The organism is Marinobacterium sp. MBR-111 (assembly GCF_040547585.1).
GTDB lineage: Bacteria > Pseudomonadota > Gammaproteobacteria > Pseudomonadales > Balneatricaceae > Marinobacterium > Marinobacterium iners.
In genome coordinates this window covers 1-14,713 of record NZ_JBEPQA010000008.1, presented here as the reverse complement: position 1 = coordinate 14,713, position 14,713 = coordinate 1, and the positions used below count along the sequence as shown (strand labels likewise).

General features: G+C 52.3%; 14 protein-coding genes. 8 read left to right on the top strand and 6 right to left on the bottom strand.

The window, feature by feature from the left end:
* Window positions 1-118: 118 nt before the first annotated feature.
* The 3 genes from ABIE61_RS07715 (at window position 119) to ABIE61_RS07705 (ending at window position 3,495) form a co-directional block, all read left to right on the top strand.
* Window positions 119-1,492: a trimethylamine monooxygenase gene (locus ABIE61_RS07715; protein ID WP_354408214.1), complete on the top strand. Its 1,374-nt coding sequence runs from the start codon at window positions 119-121 to the stop codon at window positions 1,490-1,492.
* 48 nt (window positions 1,493-1,540) lie between these two features.
* Window positions 1,541-1,897, top strand: coding sequence for a cupin domain-containing protein (locus tag ABIE61_RS07710; protein ID WP_354408211.1), 357 nt, complete (start codon window positions 1,541-1,543; stop codon window positions 1,895-1,897).
* A 626-nt stretch (window positions 1,898-2,523) separates the two neighbouring features.
* Window positions 2,524-3,495 (top strand): IS5 family transposase, encoded by a 972-nt coding sequence (locus tag ABIE61_RS07705; RefSeq protein ID WP_354408208.1) that lies wholly within the window; start codon window positions 2,524-2,526, stop codon window positions 3,493-3,495.
* 120 nt (window positions 3,496-3,615) lie between these two features.
* Here the strand turns inward: ABIE61_RS07705 and ABIE61_RS07700 are convergent, their stop codons facing one another.
* Window positions 3,616-4,635, bottom strand: a complete 1,020-nt coding sequence (locus ABIE61_RS07700; RefSeq protein WP_064788841.1) for a sigma-54 factor interaction domain-containing protein — start codon at window positions 4,633-4,635, stop codon at window positions 3,616-3,618.
* Window positions 4,636-4,774: 139 nt separating this feature from the next.
* Here ABIE61_RS07700 and ABIE61_RS07695 point away from each other — a divergent pair, with 139 nt between their 5' ends.
* Both ABIE61_RS07695 and ABIE61_RS18845 read left to right on the top strand, forming a co-directional pair.
* A complete protein-coding gene (locus ABIE61_RS07695) occupies window positions 4,775-6,322 on the top strand; it encodes a TnsD family Tn7-like transposition protein (protein WP_165374924.1) in 1,548 nt (515 codons plus the stop codon).
* A complete protein-coding gene (locus tag ABIE61_RS18845) occupies window positions 6,204-7,946 on the top strand; it encodes a Tn7-like element transposition protein TnsE (protein WP_502915048.1) in 1,743 nt (580 codons plus the stop codon). The genes ABIE61_RS07695 and ABIE61_RS18845 overlap by 119 nt, the downstream gene beginning before the upstream one ends.
* Here the strand turns inward: ABIE61_RS18845 and ABIE61_RS07690 are convergent.
* Window positions 7,929-8,141 (bottom strand): helix-turn-helix domain-containing protein, encoded by a 213-nt coding sequence (locus tag ABIE61_RS07690; RefSeq protein WP_354408205.1) that lies wholly within the window; start codon window positions 8,139-8,141, stop codon window positions 7,929-7,931. The genes ABIE61_RS18845 and ABIE61_RS07690 overlap by 18 nt on opposite strands.
* 92 nt (window positions 8,142-8,233) lie before the next feature.
* Here ABIE61_RS07690 and ABIE61_RS07685 point away from each other — a divergent pair, with 92 nt between their 5' ends.
* Entirely contained in the window at window positions 8,234-8,839 is a 606-nt protein-coding gene (locus ABIE61_RS07685; RefSeq protein ID WP_354408203.1) for a VspR family transcription factor, read from the top strand.
* Window positions 8,836-10,215, top strand: coding sequence for a DEAD/DEAH box helicase (locus ABIE61_RS07680; RefSeq protein WP_354408201.1), 1,380 nt, complete (start codon window positions 8,836-8,838; stop codon window positions 10,213-10,215). Before ABIE61_RS07685 ends, ABIE61_RS07680 begins: the two co-directional genes overlap by 4 nt.
* 126 nt (window positions 10,216-10,341) lie before the next feature.
* Here the strand turns inward: ABIE61_RS07680 and cadR are convergent, their stop codons facing one another.
* Window positions 10,342-10,731: a Cd(II)/Pb(II)-responsive transcriptional regulator gene (gene cadR, locus ABIE61_RS07675; protein ID WP_354408199.1), complete on the bottom strand. Its 390-nt coding sequence runs from the start codon at window positions 10,729-10,731 to the stop codon at window positions 10,342-10,344.
* 89 nt (window positions 10,732-10,820) lie between these two features.
* Between cadR and ABIE61_RS07670 the strand changes: the two genes are divergently transcribed.
* On the top strand, window positions 10,821-11,858 hold the full coding sequence (locus ABIE61_RS07670; protein WP_354408197.1) for an IS110 family RNA-guided transposase: 1,038 nt from the start codon (window positions 10,821-10,823) through the stop codon (window positions 11,856-11,858).
* Between the two features lie 320 nt (window positions 11,859-12,178).
* On the opposite strand, the gene tnpC is transcribed toward ABIE61_RS07670, so the two are convergent.
* From tnpC to tnpA, 3 genes are read right to left on the bottom strand one after another with little or no spacing between them, the layout of a single operon-like run.
* Complete coding sequence (gene tnpC / locus ABIE61_RS07665) at window positions 12,179-13,801, bottom strand: IS66 family transposase (protein ID WP_354408196.1); 1,623 nt, start codon at window positions 13,799-13,801, stop codon at window positions 12,179-12,181.
* A 46-nt stretch (window positions 13,802-13,847) separates the two neighbouring features.
* Window positions 13,848-14,216: an IS66 family insertion sequence element accessory protein TnpB gene (tnpB, locus tag ABIE61_RS07660; RefSeq protein ID WP_354408193.1), complete on the bottom strand. Its 369-nt coding sequence runs from the start codon at window positions 14,214-14,216 to the stop codon at window positions 13,848-13,850.
* A 36-nt stretch (window positions 14,217-14,252) separates the two neighbouring features.
* Window positions 14,253-14,534 carry an IS66 family insertion sequence element accessory protein TnpA gene (gene tnpA / locus ABIE61_RS07655; protein WP_354408192.1) on the bottom strand — a complete coding sequence of 94 codons (282 nt, stop codon included), beginning with the start codon at window positions 14,532-14,534 and terminating at the stop codon, window positions 14,253-14,255.
* Between the last annotated feature and the right edge of the window lie 179 nt (window positions 14,535-14,713).

Here is a 14,713-nt window from a genome sequence, read left to right as displayed (position 1 = left end):
GACGGGGGTACCTTCAACGGGGAATTTTTCCCAACGGTTCACGCGGGTAATTTGGTTATCAAGGGTCACGCTGATGTGGCCGCTCTGATCCCGACAACAGGATTCTGTGGAGATAACCATGAAGAAACGCGTAGCCATTATTGGCGCAGGCCCGAGCGGTCTGGCCCAACTGCGAGCCTTCCAGTCAGCCGAAGCCAAGGGTGCCGACATACCCGAACTGGTCTGTTTCGAGAAGCAGTCCGACTGGGGCGGCATGTGGAACTACACCTGGCGCACCGGCCTGGACGAAAACGGCGAGCCGGTCCACGGCAGCATGTACCGTTACCTCTGGTCCAACGGCCCCAAGGAATGCCTGGAATTTGCCGACTACACCTTCGAGGAGCATTTCGGACGTCAGATCGCCTCCTATCCGCCGCGCGAAGTGCTCTGGGACTACATAAAAGGCCGTGTCGAAAAGGCCGATGTACGCCAATACATCCGCTTCAACACCCCGGTGCGTAACGTTAGCTATGACGACAGCACCAAACTGTTCACGGTTGCTGTCCATGACCACAGTACCGACACCACCTACAGTGAGACCTTCGACTACGTGGTCTGTGCCAGTGGGCACTTCTCCACGCCGAAGATGCCGGAGTACGAAGGTTTCTCCACCTTCGGTGGCCGCGTCCTGCATGCGCACGACTTCCGTGATGCATTGGAATTCAAGGACAAGGATATTCTCATCGTCGGCGCCAGCTACTCGGCCGAAGATATCGGCTCTCAGTGCTACAAATACGGTGCACGCTCCATCACCAGCTGCTACCGCACAGCGCCCATGGGCTTCAAATGGCCCGCCAACTGGGACGAAAAACCGGCGCTGACCCACGTCGACGTGGATACTGCCTACTTCAAGGATGGCAGCAGCAAAAAGATCGACGCCATCATCCTTTGCACCGGCTACCTGCACCACTTCCCCTTCCTTGCCGACGACCTGCGCCTCAAAACCGACAACCGCCTCTGGCCGCTGAATCTCTACAAGGGCGTAGTCTGGGAGGACAACCCGCAGTTCTTCTACGTGGGCATGCAGGACCAGTGGTACTCCTTCAACATGTTTGATGCCCAGGCCTGGTTTGTGCGTGACATTATCCTTGGCCGCATTCCGCTGCCCGCCAAAGAGGACATGACTGCCGACAGTCTGGCATGGCGCGAGCGGGAACTGGCACTGGAAACCGCTCAGGAGATGTACGAGTACCAGGGTGCCTACATCCTCCACCTGATCGAACAGACCGACTACCCCACGTTCGACATTGATGGCGTCAACCGCACCTTCCTCGAATGGAAGCAGCACAAGAAGGACAACATCATGACCTTCCGTGACCACTCCTATCGCTCACTGATGACCGGCACCATGGCGCCCCCGCACCATACCCCCTGGCTGGATGCACTGGACGACTCGATGGAAGCCTACCTGGCCGACGCTCCGTTGCAGGAAACCTCGCGCAAGGCCAGCTGATTATCCACCCGGTGCTGGCCTGGCCGGCACCGTATAGAGGACTCTGACATGAGCAACACCCCCGTTACCCGTTTGCCCAACCGCCAGGCCAAGTCGATCACCGACCCCTTGCCGGGTTGGACCGCCGTGGCCGGTGACCCCAGCATGACCACCTGGATCGAATACACCACCGATGACGGCAGCATGATCAGCGGCTGGTGGGAAGCCACCCCCGGTACCTGGCATGCCAAATATGAGAGCTGGGAATTTATTCATCTGATGGAAGGCTCGGCGATCATCACGCCAGAAGGCGGCGAGCCCGTGGAAGTAGGCCCCGGCGACGCCTTCGTCATTGAAAAGGATTTTGTTGGCACCTGGGAAATTACCGCCCCGATCGTGAAGCACTTTGCGATCAAGCTGAAATAAGCGCTCACCTGTTAAAGCCCGACCGCCCGGCAGCAGGACCACACACCTCTGCCGGGCACCCTTACACTTCGTTGTTCCTCTCTTATGTGCCGCTTGGCTGAAACCCCTGTGCCTCTAATTCTGATCCAATACGACCACACACCGGTTATTGGCAAAAGCCCCCTTTGCACTGAGAGTTCAACGGGTCATTGCAACACTCAGCACATTACGAACGGTAGCGGGAATTGGCCAGTCATTCCGAGTACCACGGTACCTGTGGACAAGCTGCCTTAAGTTTCTGTGGTTACATACAGTGTATTGAAGGCCTTGAGCCGATGGTGCTTGTTTTGTCACGTGACTGTGCTTATTTGTGACTGGCAACAGGCGGGAAAATCGTTCAGTATCAGGAAACTATGGATCGGCCGTTGCAGGATACTGCGCACGGCATAGCTGCAAAACGCGCATGCTCGTTTTCACCGGAAGAGAATGACTGTGATATCTCGATTTATCCATTCTCTTCAGGTACCTACAACAGCTCTACAGTCTTCGACTGAGAGCAAATATGCGCATGCGCAGTATTCTAAGGAAGCTGCGAATAAGTCCGCCGCATGGGATAATGCCCGCTGCATACGATTGAGGACGCACCGATGGATCAGCAACTTACATTCGCGGACAGCGAGTTCAGCAACAAGCGCCGTCAAACCCGCAAGGAAAAGTTTCTGGGCCGAATGGACAAGCTGATCCCGTGGGCGCGTCTCGAAGCCGTCATCGAGCCTCACTATCCCAAGGCTGGAAACGGCCGTCGACCGTACCCCTTGTCCACCATGTTGCGCATTCACTGCATGCAGCAGTGGTATAACCTCAGTGACCCCGCCATGGAAGATGCGCTGTATGAGATCGCGTCCATGCGGCTGTTTGCTCGATTGTCATTGGACAAGGCCATCCCCGATCACACCACTATCCTGAACTTCCGTCATCTTTTGGAGCGCCACGGTCTGGCTCGACAGATTTTTGAAGAGGTAAACCAATGGCTGTCTGAAGCCGGAGTTCTGCTGAAAGAGGGCTCACTGGTCGATGCCACCATCATCGAAGCTCCCAGCTCCACCAAGAACAAAACGGGCGAACGCGATCCCGAGATGCACCAGACTAAAAAAGGGAATCAATGGCACTTCGGGATGAAGGCTCACATCGGGGTTGATGCCCGCACCGGCATCACGCACAGTTTCACGACAACTGCGGCCAATGAGCACGACCTTAATCAGGCCGACCAGCTTCTACACGGTGAAGAAGCATTCATCTTTGCTGATGCGGGTTACAGGGGCGCCGAAAAGCGAGACGAGCTGAAAGATGTCAGTGCGGACTGGTACATCGCAGAACAGCCAGGGAAGCTGAAGACACTGAAAAAACACCCTCGGATCAATAAGGTCAGAATCCGCACCGAGTATCTGAAAGCCAGTATCCGTGCGAAAGTTGAGCATCCGTTTCGGATCATCAAGTGCCAGTTTGGTTTTGTAAAAGCCCGCTACCGTGGCCTGAAGAAAAACGACTGCAAGTTGGCCATGCTGTTCGCGCTGGCCAATGTTGTGCGGGTGGATCAGATGTTGAGAGCACGGGGTTAATCCGTCTGCACTGCCTGAAAAGGTGGTTGCAGCTGGTTAAAAAGGGCTAAAAGTGTTGAATTTTCGCCTCTGAGGCGGTGACAACGACATTTCAGAGCCTTGGATCGGGCTTATTCGTAGCTACCCAAGGTTCCTATTGGTTGCCACAATAATACGCACATCAACTATGCGCTCCTCTGTAGAGCCTACAGGAGTAAAGCTGCCATCTTGAAGTACCCGTAGTAATCGAACTTGGGCTTCTAGTGGAAGCTCTCCGAATTCGTCCAAAAACAGGGTGCCACCATCTGCTTGATCAAACACCCCTGGCTTGCTGGTTGTTGCACCTGTGAATGCACCTTTGCTATGGCCAAACAAGGTGCTATCAATAAGCTCCGAAGGAATTGCGCCGCAATTCAAAGATAGGAAAGGCTGCTTTGAGCGTGGGCTGGTGTTATGAATAGCCCGAGCAAATAGCTCCTTGCCAGTGCCTGTTTCACCATGAATCAATACCGGCACTTCTCTCATCGCAAGAATCGCTGCACGCTCCTTCAAACGTTCCATCTGAGGATCTTGGGTGATTATGTGGTCAAACGCAGCCGTAGAAGGAGCCTCACAAGCAATAAGGCTCGTCAGGCGATCATCCAGAGCGTCAGCAACGGACGGTAAAAAGTCAGCAGCTATGTCGAAAGGAAGCTCAACGACTTGAACTCCCTGCTGCAGGGACGATTGCAAAAAACGAACTCGATACTTCGTCTTACCCGTAAGGATCGAAACTGACGTCATTGCGGGCGTGCCCGACGTCAATTGAATATAAATCGGTGACCTTGGGTGCTTCTCTACGATGTCAGAGAGCGTGGCATCCAAGACTTTGTAGATGTCAGCAAAGTGAATGGGGCTCTGAAGCTCAGCCTGAACGGAAACGAATTCCGTCCTGAAACTTTCTTTTAGCCGATGTAGATAATTTCTCACCTCATCCAGCGGTTGGTTATGAAGCAAATAGGCATAGCTGAAGTCCTGGTGGCGAAGCACACTGGCTAACGGCCCATCAATAACCTCGTCCGAACCACCTCTGATGTCTGCAGTGCCAATCCAAGATACAAGAACGTCAGCCATGTTAGATAAAGTATCTTCTGTAGATATAAAAAATTCATCATCAGGCATTTCTGCTCAGGAAGCAATGTGCGTACAGGTATGGCTTCAGGATCACTAGACTACTACTGACGAATGCCGATGGGAAATTTTACGGATTTCCCCCTGGCGAACTATGCTTCTGAATACTGGTCTGGTATCGGTGTTCAGAATGTCTCTCCAAAACTTCCCCAAGGCTTTACCTGACGAACTACTCGGTAGTGTTCTAGCTCGAAGCGTTCATCAACTGGGCGTTAAAGATGACAAGGTGGCACTTAAGCTGCTCTTTGGCTCCCGAAATGTAGTTCCGTCTGGGTTGATGCAGGGGCACATCGATATGCTTCTGGAGCATGTAGGGCATATTTGGCCAATATCATCATCAGAAGTCATTCAGCGTCATTCACTACTTCCGCTATTCAGGCCTTTCTCTACTCATGAAAAGTACAGCAAATTGCTTGCTGACCTTTGCTCTGGACGAATGAATTTTGGCATGTTGCGTTCGGGTATCAACGCTTCGCGTCTAAAATGGACAAATACCTTCAGAGTTTGTCCCGTGTGTTGGCATGAGCAGCGGGCAGAATACGGTTTTGCAGTTTGGTCTCGTGTCTTGCAGTGCCCAGGTGTGGAATGCTGCCCAGATCATAAATGCCTTTTGGTTGATAGCAAAATATCAATGCCGTCAGAGCGGAGGCATGAGCTGGTTGGAGCTCATCAATACCGACTAGAGTGCTCGCTGGCGGTTGCAGCTGAACAAAGGTTAGTACAGGTTGCTGACTGCATTAAGCAGCTCCTGGATTTGAATTATCCGTTTGTTACTCCTGGCCATTGGACGGGTTTCTACCGTCAGATTGTTAAGGACAAGGGTCTGGTATTGGGCGGCCGCGTTGATCATGATGCTATACGTTCCGAGGTATTGTGCTACTGGGGGGAACAGCAACTTGAAAGATGGGGCCTCGAACTTTCAGGTGACTCAAACTGGTTGTTGTCCATGTTTAGAACGCACCGACGACCCTTCAATTATCTCCAGCACTTGGTTGTATTACAGGCGTTTGAGCAGCCTACGAATCTCGAAAGGCTGTTTCAGCAAGTAGCATCATTTCCTGCTGAGCCATTAGCGCGCAGGCATTATGAGAATAGCCGGGCTGATTACAGTCGCCAGGAGTACAGGGAAATATGGAGGCAGCTCCTCGCTGATGCATCATCTTTGAAAAGCATTAGATCTTCTGCCGAAGGGGCAAGAGTCTACTCGTGGCTGTATCGATATGACCGTGAGTGGTTGATGAAAAACAAACCTGCAGCGATGGCTAGGAAGCCACGTAATCATATCGACTGGACTGCTCGTGATCGTGACTATGCACGCCGTATATGCCGCCTGGAGAGATCGTTGCGGCATCAAATTGACGGCCCGAGACGATCACAGGCTTGGTATCTTCGCCAAATGGGTCTGAAGAGCTCCTTTAGGATGAAATCTCATCTTTTGCCGCTTTGTAGATTGCTTCTTAATCGTTATGCTGAGTCCGTTGATGAGTACCAAACGCGTCGTCTTGCGAGCTGTGTGCTTCGGTTAATGGAAGAGAAAAAGGAATTCCAACTGTATGAAGTTGAACGCCTTGCTGGGCTCAGTAAAGAGCGGTGTCGAAAAGCTGCAAGGCAAATTATCCGAGATCATATCGCCTGCTGGTCGGGCATTGCGCAAGTTTCCAGCAGACTCCAAGCTTGAAGCTGTTCGGGGGATCTATTCCCGCAAGTTACTTGGGCTTAGGCAACAGGCGGTAGTGGATGTTAAGTTTGAGCATCATCCGTTAACGGCAGTGCCTATTGAAGTAATCGGTATGTTGGTGCCGGGCAGCAAATTTAAAGATAAAAAGAGAATCCCTCCCAAGGACTCCCAGTCTCGATCAATCAGCATTGATAGGGTCGAAGAAGCCGTACTCCTTGATCATGAGTATTGGCACAGAGTTCATTCAATGGATGGCAGCAGTTGCCTCATTCGCAGTATAGAGCTGGCTCGGGTTTTGTTTTTCCATTCGCCTCATCTGATTCGCTGTGCTCTTCGGCCAAATGGAATGGATTCATTGGTTCGGATTGGCCGTGGTGATGAAGTCATTGAAGTGAGTTTCACAGAGATGGCTGACTTTCCTGCCTCACAGCTACACAATAAGCGAATTCAGTCTCATTTATCATGGCTTTTTCTGTCCCAGTCAGCCAAGCAGTCCTTCGGTAGTATCTACCAAGAATGGGTGATGTCAGATGAAGAGAGATGGATGTTCAGGTTTTCACCTCCGCCGATGCATGGCTGGCAAATCTCAGTCATGAGGTGTGCCCATAGCGTTGACCCGTTTCTTGAAAAAGTATCCGAGATACGTACAGTCAACGTAGAAGATTTCTGCCTACAGCAGAAAGTCATTTTTCGTCACCCGAAACTGCGTTATCCAGTGACTCTTGATGAAAGCCGCAAGTCACGCAAACGCAAACCCACAGACGAACATCCGGAGCTTGATTTACCATCAGTGCCAGGTATGGCGGAGGGCATGCACCAGGTTGATGATGGTAATTTGAAATTCAATATACCTTCTGGTCCCATGACGGAAGTTGATGGTGGCCTACCAAGACCCGAAGGGTCAGGGACCCGCGAAGCAGAGGCAGGCATTTCACAGTCAACGGGGGCAGGACCTTCTGAGCTGGATGGCGATGCCCAAGAGTTGAGCCTCCGCTTGAATCAGGAGGCTGATCCGGAAGAAGAACAACAGCCTGATGAACTGATTGCGAGCGAACCCACAGGGCGTTTTTCAAACTTTGAAAAAGCCATCAACATCTTGGTTCATGAATGTAACTACGAGCTAACTGGTTCAATCGGCTGCTACGAGTTTCCTTTACCAAAGACACGTAGCAAAAAGATTCTAAGGACAGAGGATGGCAGACCCATACAGTACTACTTGGCAGGCCTTCGATGTAACGATCTGTCCATATGCATCTTGGAGGCTGACGTTGAGAGCTTGCTAGTACATGAAGAAGCTAACCCAGAGTCCGTTAGTACACTTCTGGCTATTGTGCGAGGGGAGCCCACGCAGTCAGTGTCTCGTATAGTGCAGTCATTTTCTGACAGTGGAGTGACTTGGAAAGAGTCTGACTTACGTACACATTGCCTAGTTTTTCATCGTTGCGATCATCCTAAACGATACCGGTCAGTGGATACAGAGGTGGCTGGCAAGATCACCAGGCAACGTGTTCCGCGAGAAAACGATGTATTTCTTCGATCTTGGGTGGACATCCTGCAGAGAGGCATTCAGAAAATCACTCAGAAATACAATGATGCACAGAAAGATTCAGATATCAGGGAGTAGAAGTGCCGGTCTGCAGTCAAGCTTGGCTGCGATCTGATATAGCTTCTCTACAGTGATGTTTACCTCCCCCCGCTCAATGCGCCCCATGTAACTGCGGTCTACACCGCAATCGAGTGCCAGACCGTCTTGAGAAATTCCGAGCTGCTTTCTTTTGGCTCTGATGTTTGCCCCTAGCTCCTTAGCAAGTGTACTCATGACTACTCCACTAAAAGAGGAGTAATCTTTACCTTTGCGGCTTATATTGCCACGGATTATAATCCTCATTTTGACTTCAGAGCTTCACTATCATGTCTTCTTCTATCGTTTTGGATCAGGTTCTCTATGGGCTCCTCATGGAAGAGGAGCTGCGCGGTTTCACTGTCCTACAGCTCAGGCAAGAGTATGCCGACAGAGTTAACCTTAACGGTGTAGGACTCCCCAGGCTCCGGGTCTACATCTACGATCAGGTCCGCCGACTGGAAAGGGTTGGATGGGTCAAAATTGACCATGAAAAAAAGAAACGAAATCAGCTGTTCCATGTGTTGCCTAAGCCTGAGCATGTAACTGTGAAAACGCAGTCCCCATCTTTGGGGATGAAGGTGAAAGAACCAGCCGAACTGGAAATGACGATGCCTCCGCATCAACCAAGGAAAACAAGCGACCAAGTTGAAATAGTTGCTCCGAATCTGGGTGACTCCACTGAGAGGCTTGAGGGGCAGCTTAGAGAGGCTAAATTGGACTTCTTGACGGCTTTGGGTGAGACCGAGAGCTACAAGAAAATTATTGATGATATGCCGGAGTTACGTGATCGGTTGGCAACTGACCTAGCTAGTGCCAGAGATAAAAGTACAAAGTTGCTTGGTTGTATTCGTGCACTTGAGACGGCGATCAAGAGACTGGAGGCAACAGCGTGAGATTGCGTGATTGGCAGAAAGAATGTGCAGATCATGCCATGCAGCGGTTTGAACTCAGTTCTCACTATTTCTGCCAAGCGACCCCTGCCGCTGGCAAAACCATACTGGCTGCAGAAATCGCTTCTAGGCTCTTAGGCAAGCAGAATATCGATCTCGTCGTCTGTTTCGCTCCATCTTGTCAGGTAGTAAACGCGGTTCAGCGCACTTTTGAAAAAGTACTAGGCCGATCTTTTGATGGGAGAATAGGTGCGGCAGGTGTAGCTGTGACTTACCAATCATTAGATCATCAGGGGGCATCATTTTGGCGTTTGTTCGATCAATACAGGGTATTTGCCGTATTTGATGAAATTCATCATTGTTCCGCAGGATCTGATGCACTGATACCAAACAGTTGGGGGCAGAGGGTCGTTCAAGAGATTCAGGATCGAGCAACTTATACGCTGGCGCTATCAGGTACCCCGTGGAGATCAGATGAACAAGCGATTGCGCTAGCACGTTATTCTGATCCAGATGGTCGGCTAATGGTGGACTATCAATACTCGATGCGACGGGCTGTTTCCGAACAGGTGTGCAGAAGGCCTGAAATAACGCTGGTTGACCACGATCTCGTACGATTAGTCGAGTCAGGATCTGAGGAGCAAAAATATTCAAGCTTGAGGCACTTGTTGCGGCATACAGATGTCACCTATGAAGCATTGGTGACACATGAGGTGCTCAACAGACACCTGCTGGAGCTTGGTAACTGTCAGCTTGACGCTTTCCGATCCAAAACTCCTGATGCTGCTGCTCTTGCTGTGGCGACCTCTATTGATCACGCGTACCAGCTGGCTGGTTATCTGGTTGAGCTGGGGGAAGACCCTGTTATTGTTACAACGAGAACAGCAGATGCAAATGCTGAAATCGATCGTTTCAGACATAGTACGCAGCGGTGGATTGTTGCAGTTGGCATGATCTCAGAAGGTACTGATATACCCCGGTTACAGGTCTGCTGTTACCTGAGCAGGGTCCGTACAGAGCTGTATTTTCGCCAAGTGCTGGGCAGGATATTACGTCGTCGGGCAGCACGTGATTATTCATCCAGCCTGTTGATGATTGCAGAAACAGAACTGATTAAGTTTGCCAAAAGAGTGGATGAAGACTTACCTGATGAGCTTGGGGTGTTGAAGTTTCAGACACTGGGTGCTAGTGGTGTAAACGAGCCAACATGTGGTGATGGGGGTGATACAGCTGAAGGTAATGTGGCAGACATTGATGTTTCCGGATTAGATGGTGCTAATGTTCATGAAGAGGCTAAAAGCGGGTTAGCAAAATCAGCAGACATGTTGCATGTGACTTTTGATGGCATGTTTCGGCATCAGCTGCTGGCCTTGTTCTGAGGCTTCTAACATTAGGGCTCTTTCGGGTGTAATTTTAATGGGTAAGCGGATTAAATGGTTGATCTTACCTTTGCATGAGAGTGAGACAGACCGGCATCTCATCGGATTATCTGGTTGATGCTTCACCTACTGCTGGTGCATGTTTCCTTCGCTAATTCCAGCAAGAACCCCACACGCCTCAACTTCCCGGTCATCGTTGCAACTCGCTCTCAGTGAAACGAGTTGTTTCTCAAGCGCTTGCAGAGCGGTTATCTGCGACCGCACATGAGAGATGTGATCATCGAGCAAGGCGTTGACGGCGGTACAAGGCTGATGAGGGTCGTCCTGATAGCTCTGTAGTTCGTGAATCTCAGCCAGTGACAGGCCCAGGATTCTGCAGCGACGGATGAAGGCCAGCCCCTCACCATGCTTCTCGGTATAGACACGGTAACCGTTGTCCTGCCGATCAGGCGGCGGCAACAAGCCCTGCTGTTCATAGAAGCGGATCGTCTGTGTTTCGACCCCTACCGTATCCAATGGGATGGACTCCTCCTCACCTAACCGGCATCTACGTGCCAAAATGGTGAGTGAACCGTCAACCATCGTAAAGATGAGGAGAAGTCCAGATGAATATTATCCGCGTTGGTGTTGATATTGCCAAGTCAGTGTTCCATGTCCATGGCGTTGACCGTCACAGTCAAACCCAATGGCAAGGTAAATATTCTCGAAGCAAGTGGCTTGATGCCCTCAGCCGAAAGGTACCGGCCGGCGCCGAGATTGGTATGGAGGCGTGTGCCTCATCTCACCACTGGGCACGAGAGCTTCAAAAGCGAGGCTATCACGTCCGGTTGATCGCAGCCCAGTTTGTCAAGCCCTACGTCAAGAGCAACAAGAATGACCGGGTGGACGCGGAAGCGATCTGCGAGGCCATGAGCCGCCCAAACATGCGGTTTGTTGCTCCCAAGACGGTTGCTCAACAGGATATTCAGGCCGCACACCGCATTCGGGAAGAGCTTGTTGGACAACGAACAGCCAAAGCCAACCAGATTCGTGGGTTGGTGGGTGAGTATGGAATTGTGGCACCGGTGGGCATTCAGCAGCTGCGTCGTGCTGTGCCTGATTGGCTGGAGGATGCTGAGAATGGGCTGACGGATAGCTTCCGTGTTTTGCTGAGTGGTCTGGCGGAAGACCTCAGGTATCTGGATACCCGCATCAAGGCGCTTGATGAGCGGATCACTGAGAGTGCCAAAGAGGACCCTGTGGCCAAACGCTTGATGACATTGCGTGGTGTCGGGCCGCTCACCGCGAGTGCCCTGTCAGGCGCTCTTGGCGATGGAAAGGCCTTCCGCAGAGGGCGGGACTTCGCGGCCTCGCTGGGGCTGACCCCTAAGCAGCATAGCACCGGCGGTCGCGATCGATTGCTGGGCATCAGCAAGCGTGGTGACAGTTATTTACGCAAACTACTCGTTCATGGAGCCCGGGCCGTGTTGCGCCATGTTGAGGGCAAAGACGACGGACTGAGTCATTGGTTGAGAGGCCTTGCCGCTCGGAAGCATGTCAATGTTGCAGTGGTCGCATTGGCAAATAAAACTGCTCGTATCGCCTGGGCGCTGACGCACAATGGCGCTGCATATGACGAAGGACTTGCAGCAGCCGGAGCTTGAGTCAGCCACATGAAGACTGAGCGCTACGAGACATAACCGGGAAATCAGTAAGAGACGTTCACACCACGATTGTATGGCATTTTGATTGATGGCGAACAGGTTGAACCGGCGCTGGGAAACCCCTTTAACGGCTAGAGCCTTGAGCTCGTGTATCCGATTGGGAATCAGTGCGCGGATAGCCCATCAGGGTCCGATGCCCATGAAACGGCATCATTAACGAGACCGAATACACGTAGGCAGTCGTACCTTAGTCGTTATCGAACAAAGTGCTTGCAATAGAGGAGGAGTCCATACACGCCGTTAAAACGACCCACTTGCCCTTAACTGTACTGCGCCACTTTTTTTGAAGTCCGCTCCAGTTCAACATTCCAAGGCAGCAGTCGCTCCAGCTTTTCCAGGGTGTCGGCGTTGGCGATGCGCTCCAGCACATGCCGGATGTAGGCCGAGGGTTCCAGGTCGTTGGCTTTGGCCGTTTCGATCAGGGAGTAACAGGTAGCACTGGCGTGAGCGCCCTGCGGAGTATCCGCGAACAACCAAGCTTTGCGCCCCACGGCGAACGGGCGGATGGCATTCTCGGCCAGTACGTTGCTGATGTGCAGGTCACCCCGCTCACAGTAGCCGATCAGGGTGGGCCACTGGTTCAGGGTATATTCCATAGCTTTGCGAGTTAGCCCGCCTTTCATCACACGTCCTGCGTTGGCGTCCAGCCAGGCCTTGAACGCTTCCAGTCGAGGCAGGCTCGACGCCTGACGGATCCGGTAGCGTTCAGCCACGCTCAGGTCCTTGATCTGACGCTCGATGGCATACAGTTTGTTGATATGACTGAGTGCTACATCCGCTTTGGACAGTTTGGCCTGTTTGCCTTTACCCGCTGGCTTGGCCGCTTTGGTCGCTTCGATGAACTTGCGGCGGGCGTGATCCCAGCAGCCAATGCGGATCAGCTCATTGGCTGAACAGATCTGCGCATAACCGGAGTAACCATCGGCCTGCAGGACACCCTTGAAGTCATCAAGCAGGCGTACGGGTACCGCTCCGCTTCGGGAAGGATCATAGGCGAACAGGACGGAAGGTTGGCCGGGTGGTCCGCCCCGGGTCACCCACATCCATTTATCGGATTGGGCAGCCTTGCCATCCTCTTTTAGTACCTGAATCCGGGTTTCGTCAGCCTGCAGGTAGGCCGCACTGTTCTGCGCTTCCCGCATCAGATGGATCAGCGGTTTGAACACCTCATCCAGACGGATGATCCAGTGCGCCATGCTGGTGCGACTCAGCTCATGGCCCAGACGCTTGAACATCTGCTCCTGACGGTAGAGCGGCAAGCCATCGGCATATTTCGAGGTGATCAGGTAAGCCAGCAGGGCCGGAGTAGCGATGCATTTGCCCAGCGGGTGTACTGGGCGAGCCGCAGCTACGATACGCTCATCACCGTCTTGCTCGAACACCGCTTTTTCCTGCCAGTATTCCAGTACTTTGAGCTGAGCCGGGATATAGTCCAACTCTTCCTTCACCTTGGTGAAGAAGGTTTTGACGGCCCCGGCCTTCTCTTCATCACTCAGCAGCAGCTCGATGCGCTCACGCAGCAAGCTATCGGAGAAGCCGCGCTGACGGCGTTTGGGTGTAGACGTGGCAGCAGGAGTATCGTCTTCAGCAACTTCAATATCGTCCGGGAGCTGATCCCGCAGCTGATCGATCTCGGCTTCCAGTTCCGGCTCATCGAAGAGGTGGATCTGGTGCGCCGTTTTTTCACTGCTGGCCGCGAACCGCTGGATGCGCTGCAAGCGCAGCATCTCTTCCAGCAGCAGGATGTATTGCTCGCGCTTTTGGATGTGCTGCTCTTGATGTTGGAGTTGCTGCTGTAGCCCAGCCACCATCGACAGCAAGTCAGCGGTCGATAAACTGCTGATATCAGGCGTCTTTGAGGTGGTTTTAGGCTGTGATTTCATGAGCAAAATTGTATCAAAAACAGCCAGTTGGCGCATCCAAAATTGACTACCCAATGGCTTCATAATGCAGCGTTTTATGACCTTGCAGCAGGCTGATATCATAGCCATCGAGCAACCAGTTGATCTGCTCGCCGGTCAGCGGCATCAGCTCATCGGCCGGGCTTGGCCACTTGAATTTCTCTTCGGCCAGCGCCTTGTAGTAGAGGATAAAACCGTTGTCTTCCCACATCAGGCACTTGATCTTGTTACGCTGCCGGTTGGTGAAGGCATACAGTGCACCGGTAAAGGGGCTATGTCCCAGCTCCTGCTCAATCAGCACCGCCAGGCCATTGGCCTGCTTGCGAAAATCAATGGGCTCACGGTACAGATAGATCTCCGGCATTGACCGAGAGGGACGAAGATACCGTGGCTTCATCAGAGCTGCCTCAGGATCGCACCGAGCAGATCGACATTACCGGCATGCAGGCCGGTAATGGCCATGCCACCGGGAAGCCTCAGGGTCAGTATCACTCGATACCGGTGAAGCGGCCACCTGGGTGACGCGAGCAAAGCCGGATGTTGGCACACGCTCGGTATCGGTCGCATCATCTGTGCCTTCGAGCTTGCGGCGCCAATAGACAAACTGGTGATAGGACAGCGATTGCTGTTTGCAGAAGGCAGCGCCGGATAGCCCGGTATCGCGCCAGTGTTCAATGTGCTGTTGCCAGTAGTGTGTGCGCTCGGCTGAGTTCATGCTGGATTCCTCGCGTAGGTGACGATGGAATCAGTGTGCGACGGTTAGTGGCTGGAAAAAAGGGGCTGATTTAAGGGCGCTTACCCCCTACCAACTGCGCCAACTGACCAATGCGCATCAGCCTCCTCCCCAACGGATTCTTTACTCTATTGACCTTATAGTAGCTTTATAGTTTTAAA

Bases quoted from the DNA above. Each gene is read 5' to 3' on its own strand.
- ABIE61_RS07715 (WP_354408214.1), top strand. From the start codon at position 119: ATGAAGAAACGCGTAGCCATTATTGGCGCAGGCCCGAGCGGTCTGGCC.
- ABIE61_RS07710 (WP_354408211.1), top strand. From the start codon at position 1,541: ATGAGCAACACCCCCGTTACCCGTTTGCCCAACCGCCAGGCCAAGTCG.
- ABIE61_RS07705 (WP_354408208.1), top strand. From the start codon at position 2,524: ATGGATCAGCAACTTACATTCGCGGACAGCGAGTTCAGCAACAAGCGC.
- ABIE61_RS07700 (WP_064788841.1), bottom strand. From the start codon at position 4,635: ATGCCTGATGATGAATTTTTTATATCTACAGAAGATACTTTATCTAAC.
- ABIE61_RS07695 (WP_165374924.1), top strand. From the start codon at position 4,775: ATGTCTCTCCAAAACTTCCCCAAGGCTTTACCTGACGAACTACTCGGT.
- ABIE61_RS07690 (WP_354408205.1), bottom strand. From the start codon at position 8,141: ATGAGTACACTTGCTAAGGAGCTAGGGGCAAACATCAGAGCCAAAAGA.
- ABIE61_RS07685 (WP_354408203.1), top strand. From the start codon at position 8,234: ATGTCTTCTTCTATCGTTTTGGATCAGGTTCTCTATGGGCTCCTCATG.
- ABIE61_RS07670 (WP_354408197.1), top strand. From the start codon at position 10,821: ATGAATATTATCCGCGTTGGTGTTGATATTGCCAAGTCAGTGTTCCAT.
- tnpC (WP_354408196.1), bottom strand. From the start codon at position 13,801: ATGAAATCACAGCCTAAAACCACCTCAAAGACGCCTGATATCAGCAGT.
- tnpB (WP_354408193.1), bottom strand. From the start codon at position 14,216: ATGAAGCCACGGTATCTTCGTCCCTCTCGGTCAATGCCGGAGATCTAT.
- tnpA (WP_354408192.1), bottom strand. From the start codon at position 14,534: ATGAACTCAGCCGAGCGCACACACTACTGGCAACAGCACATTGAACAC.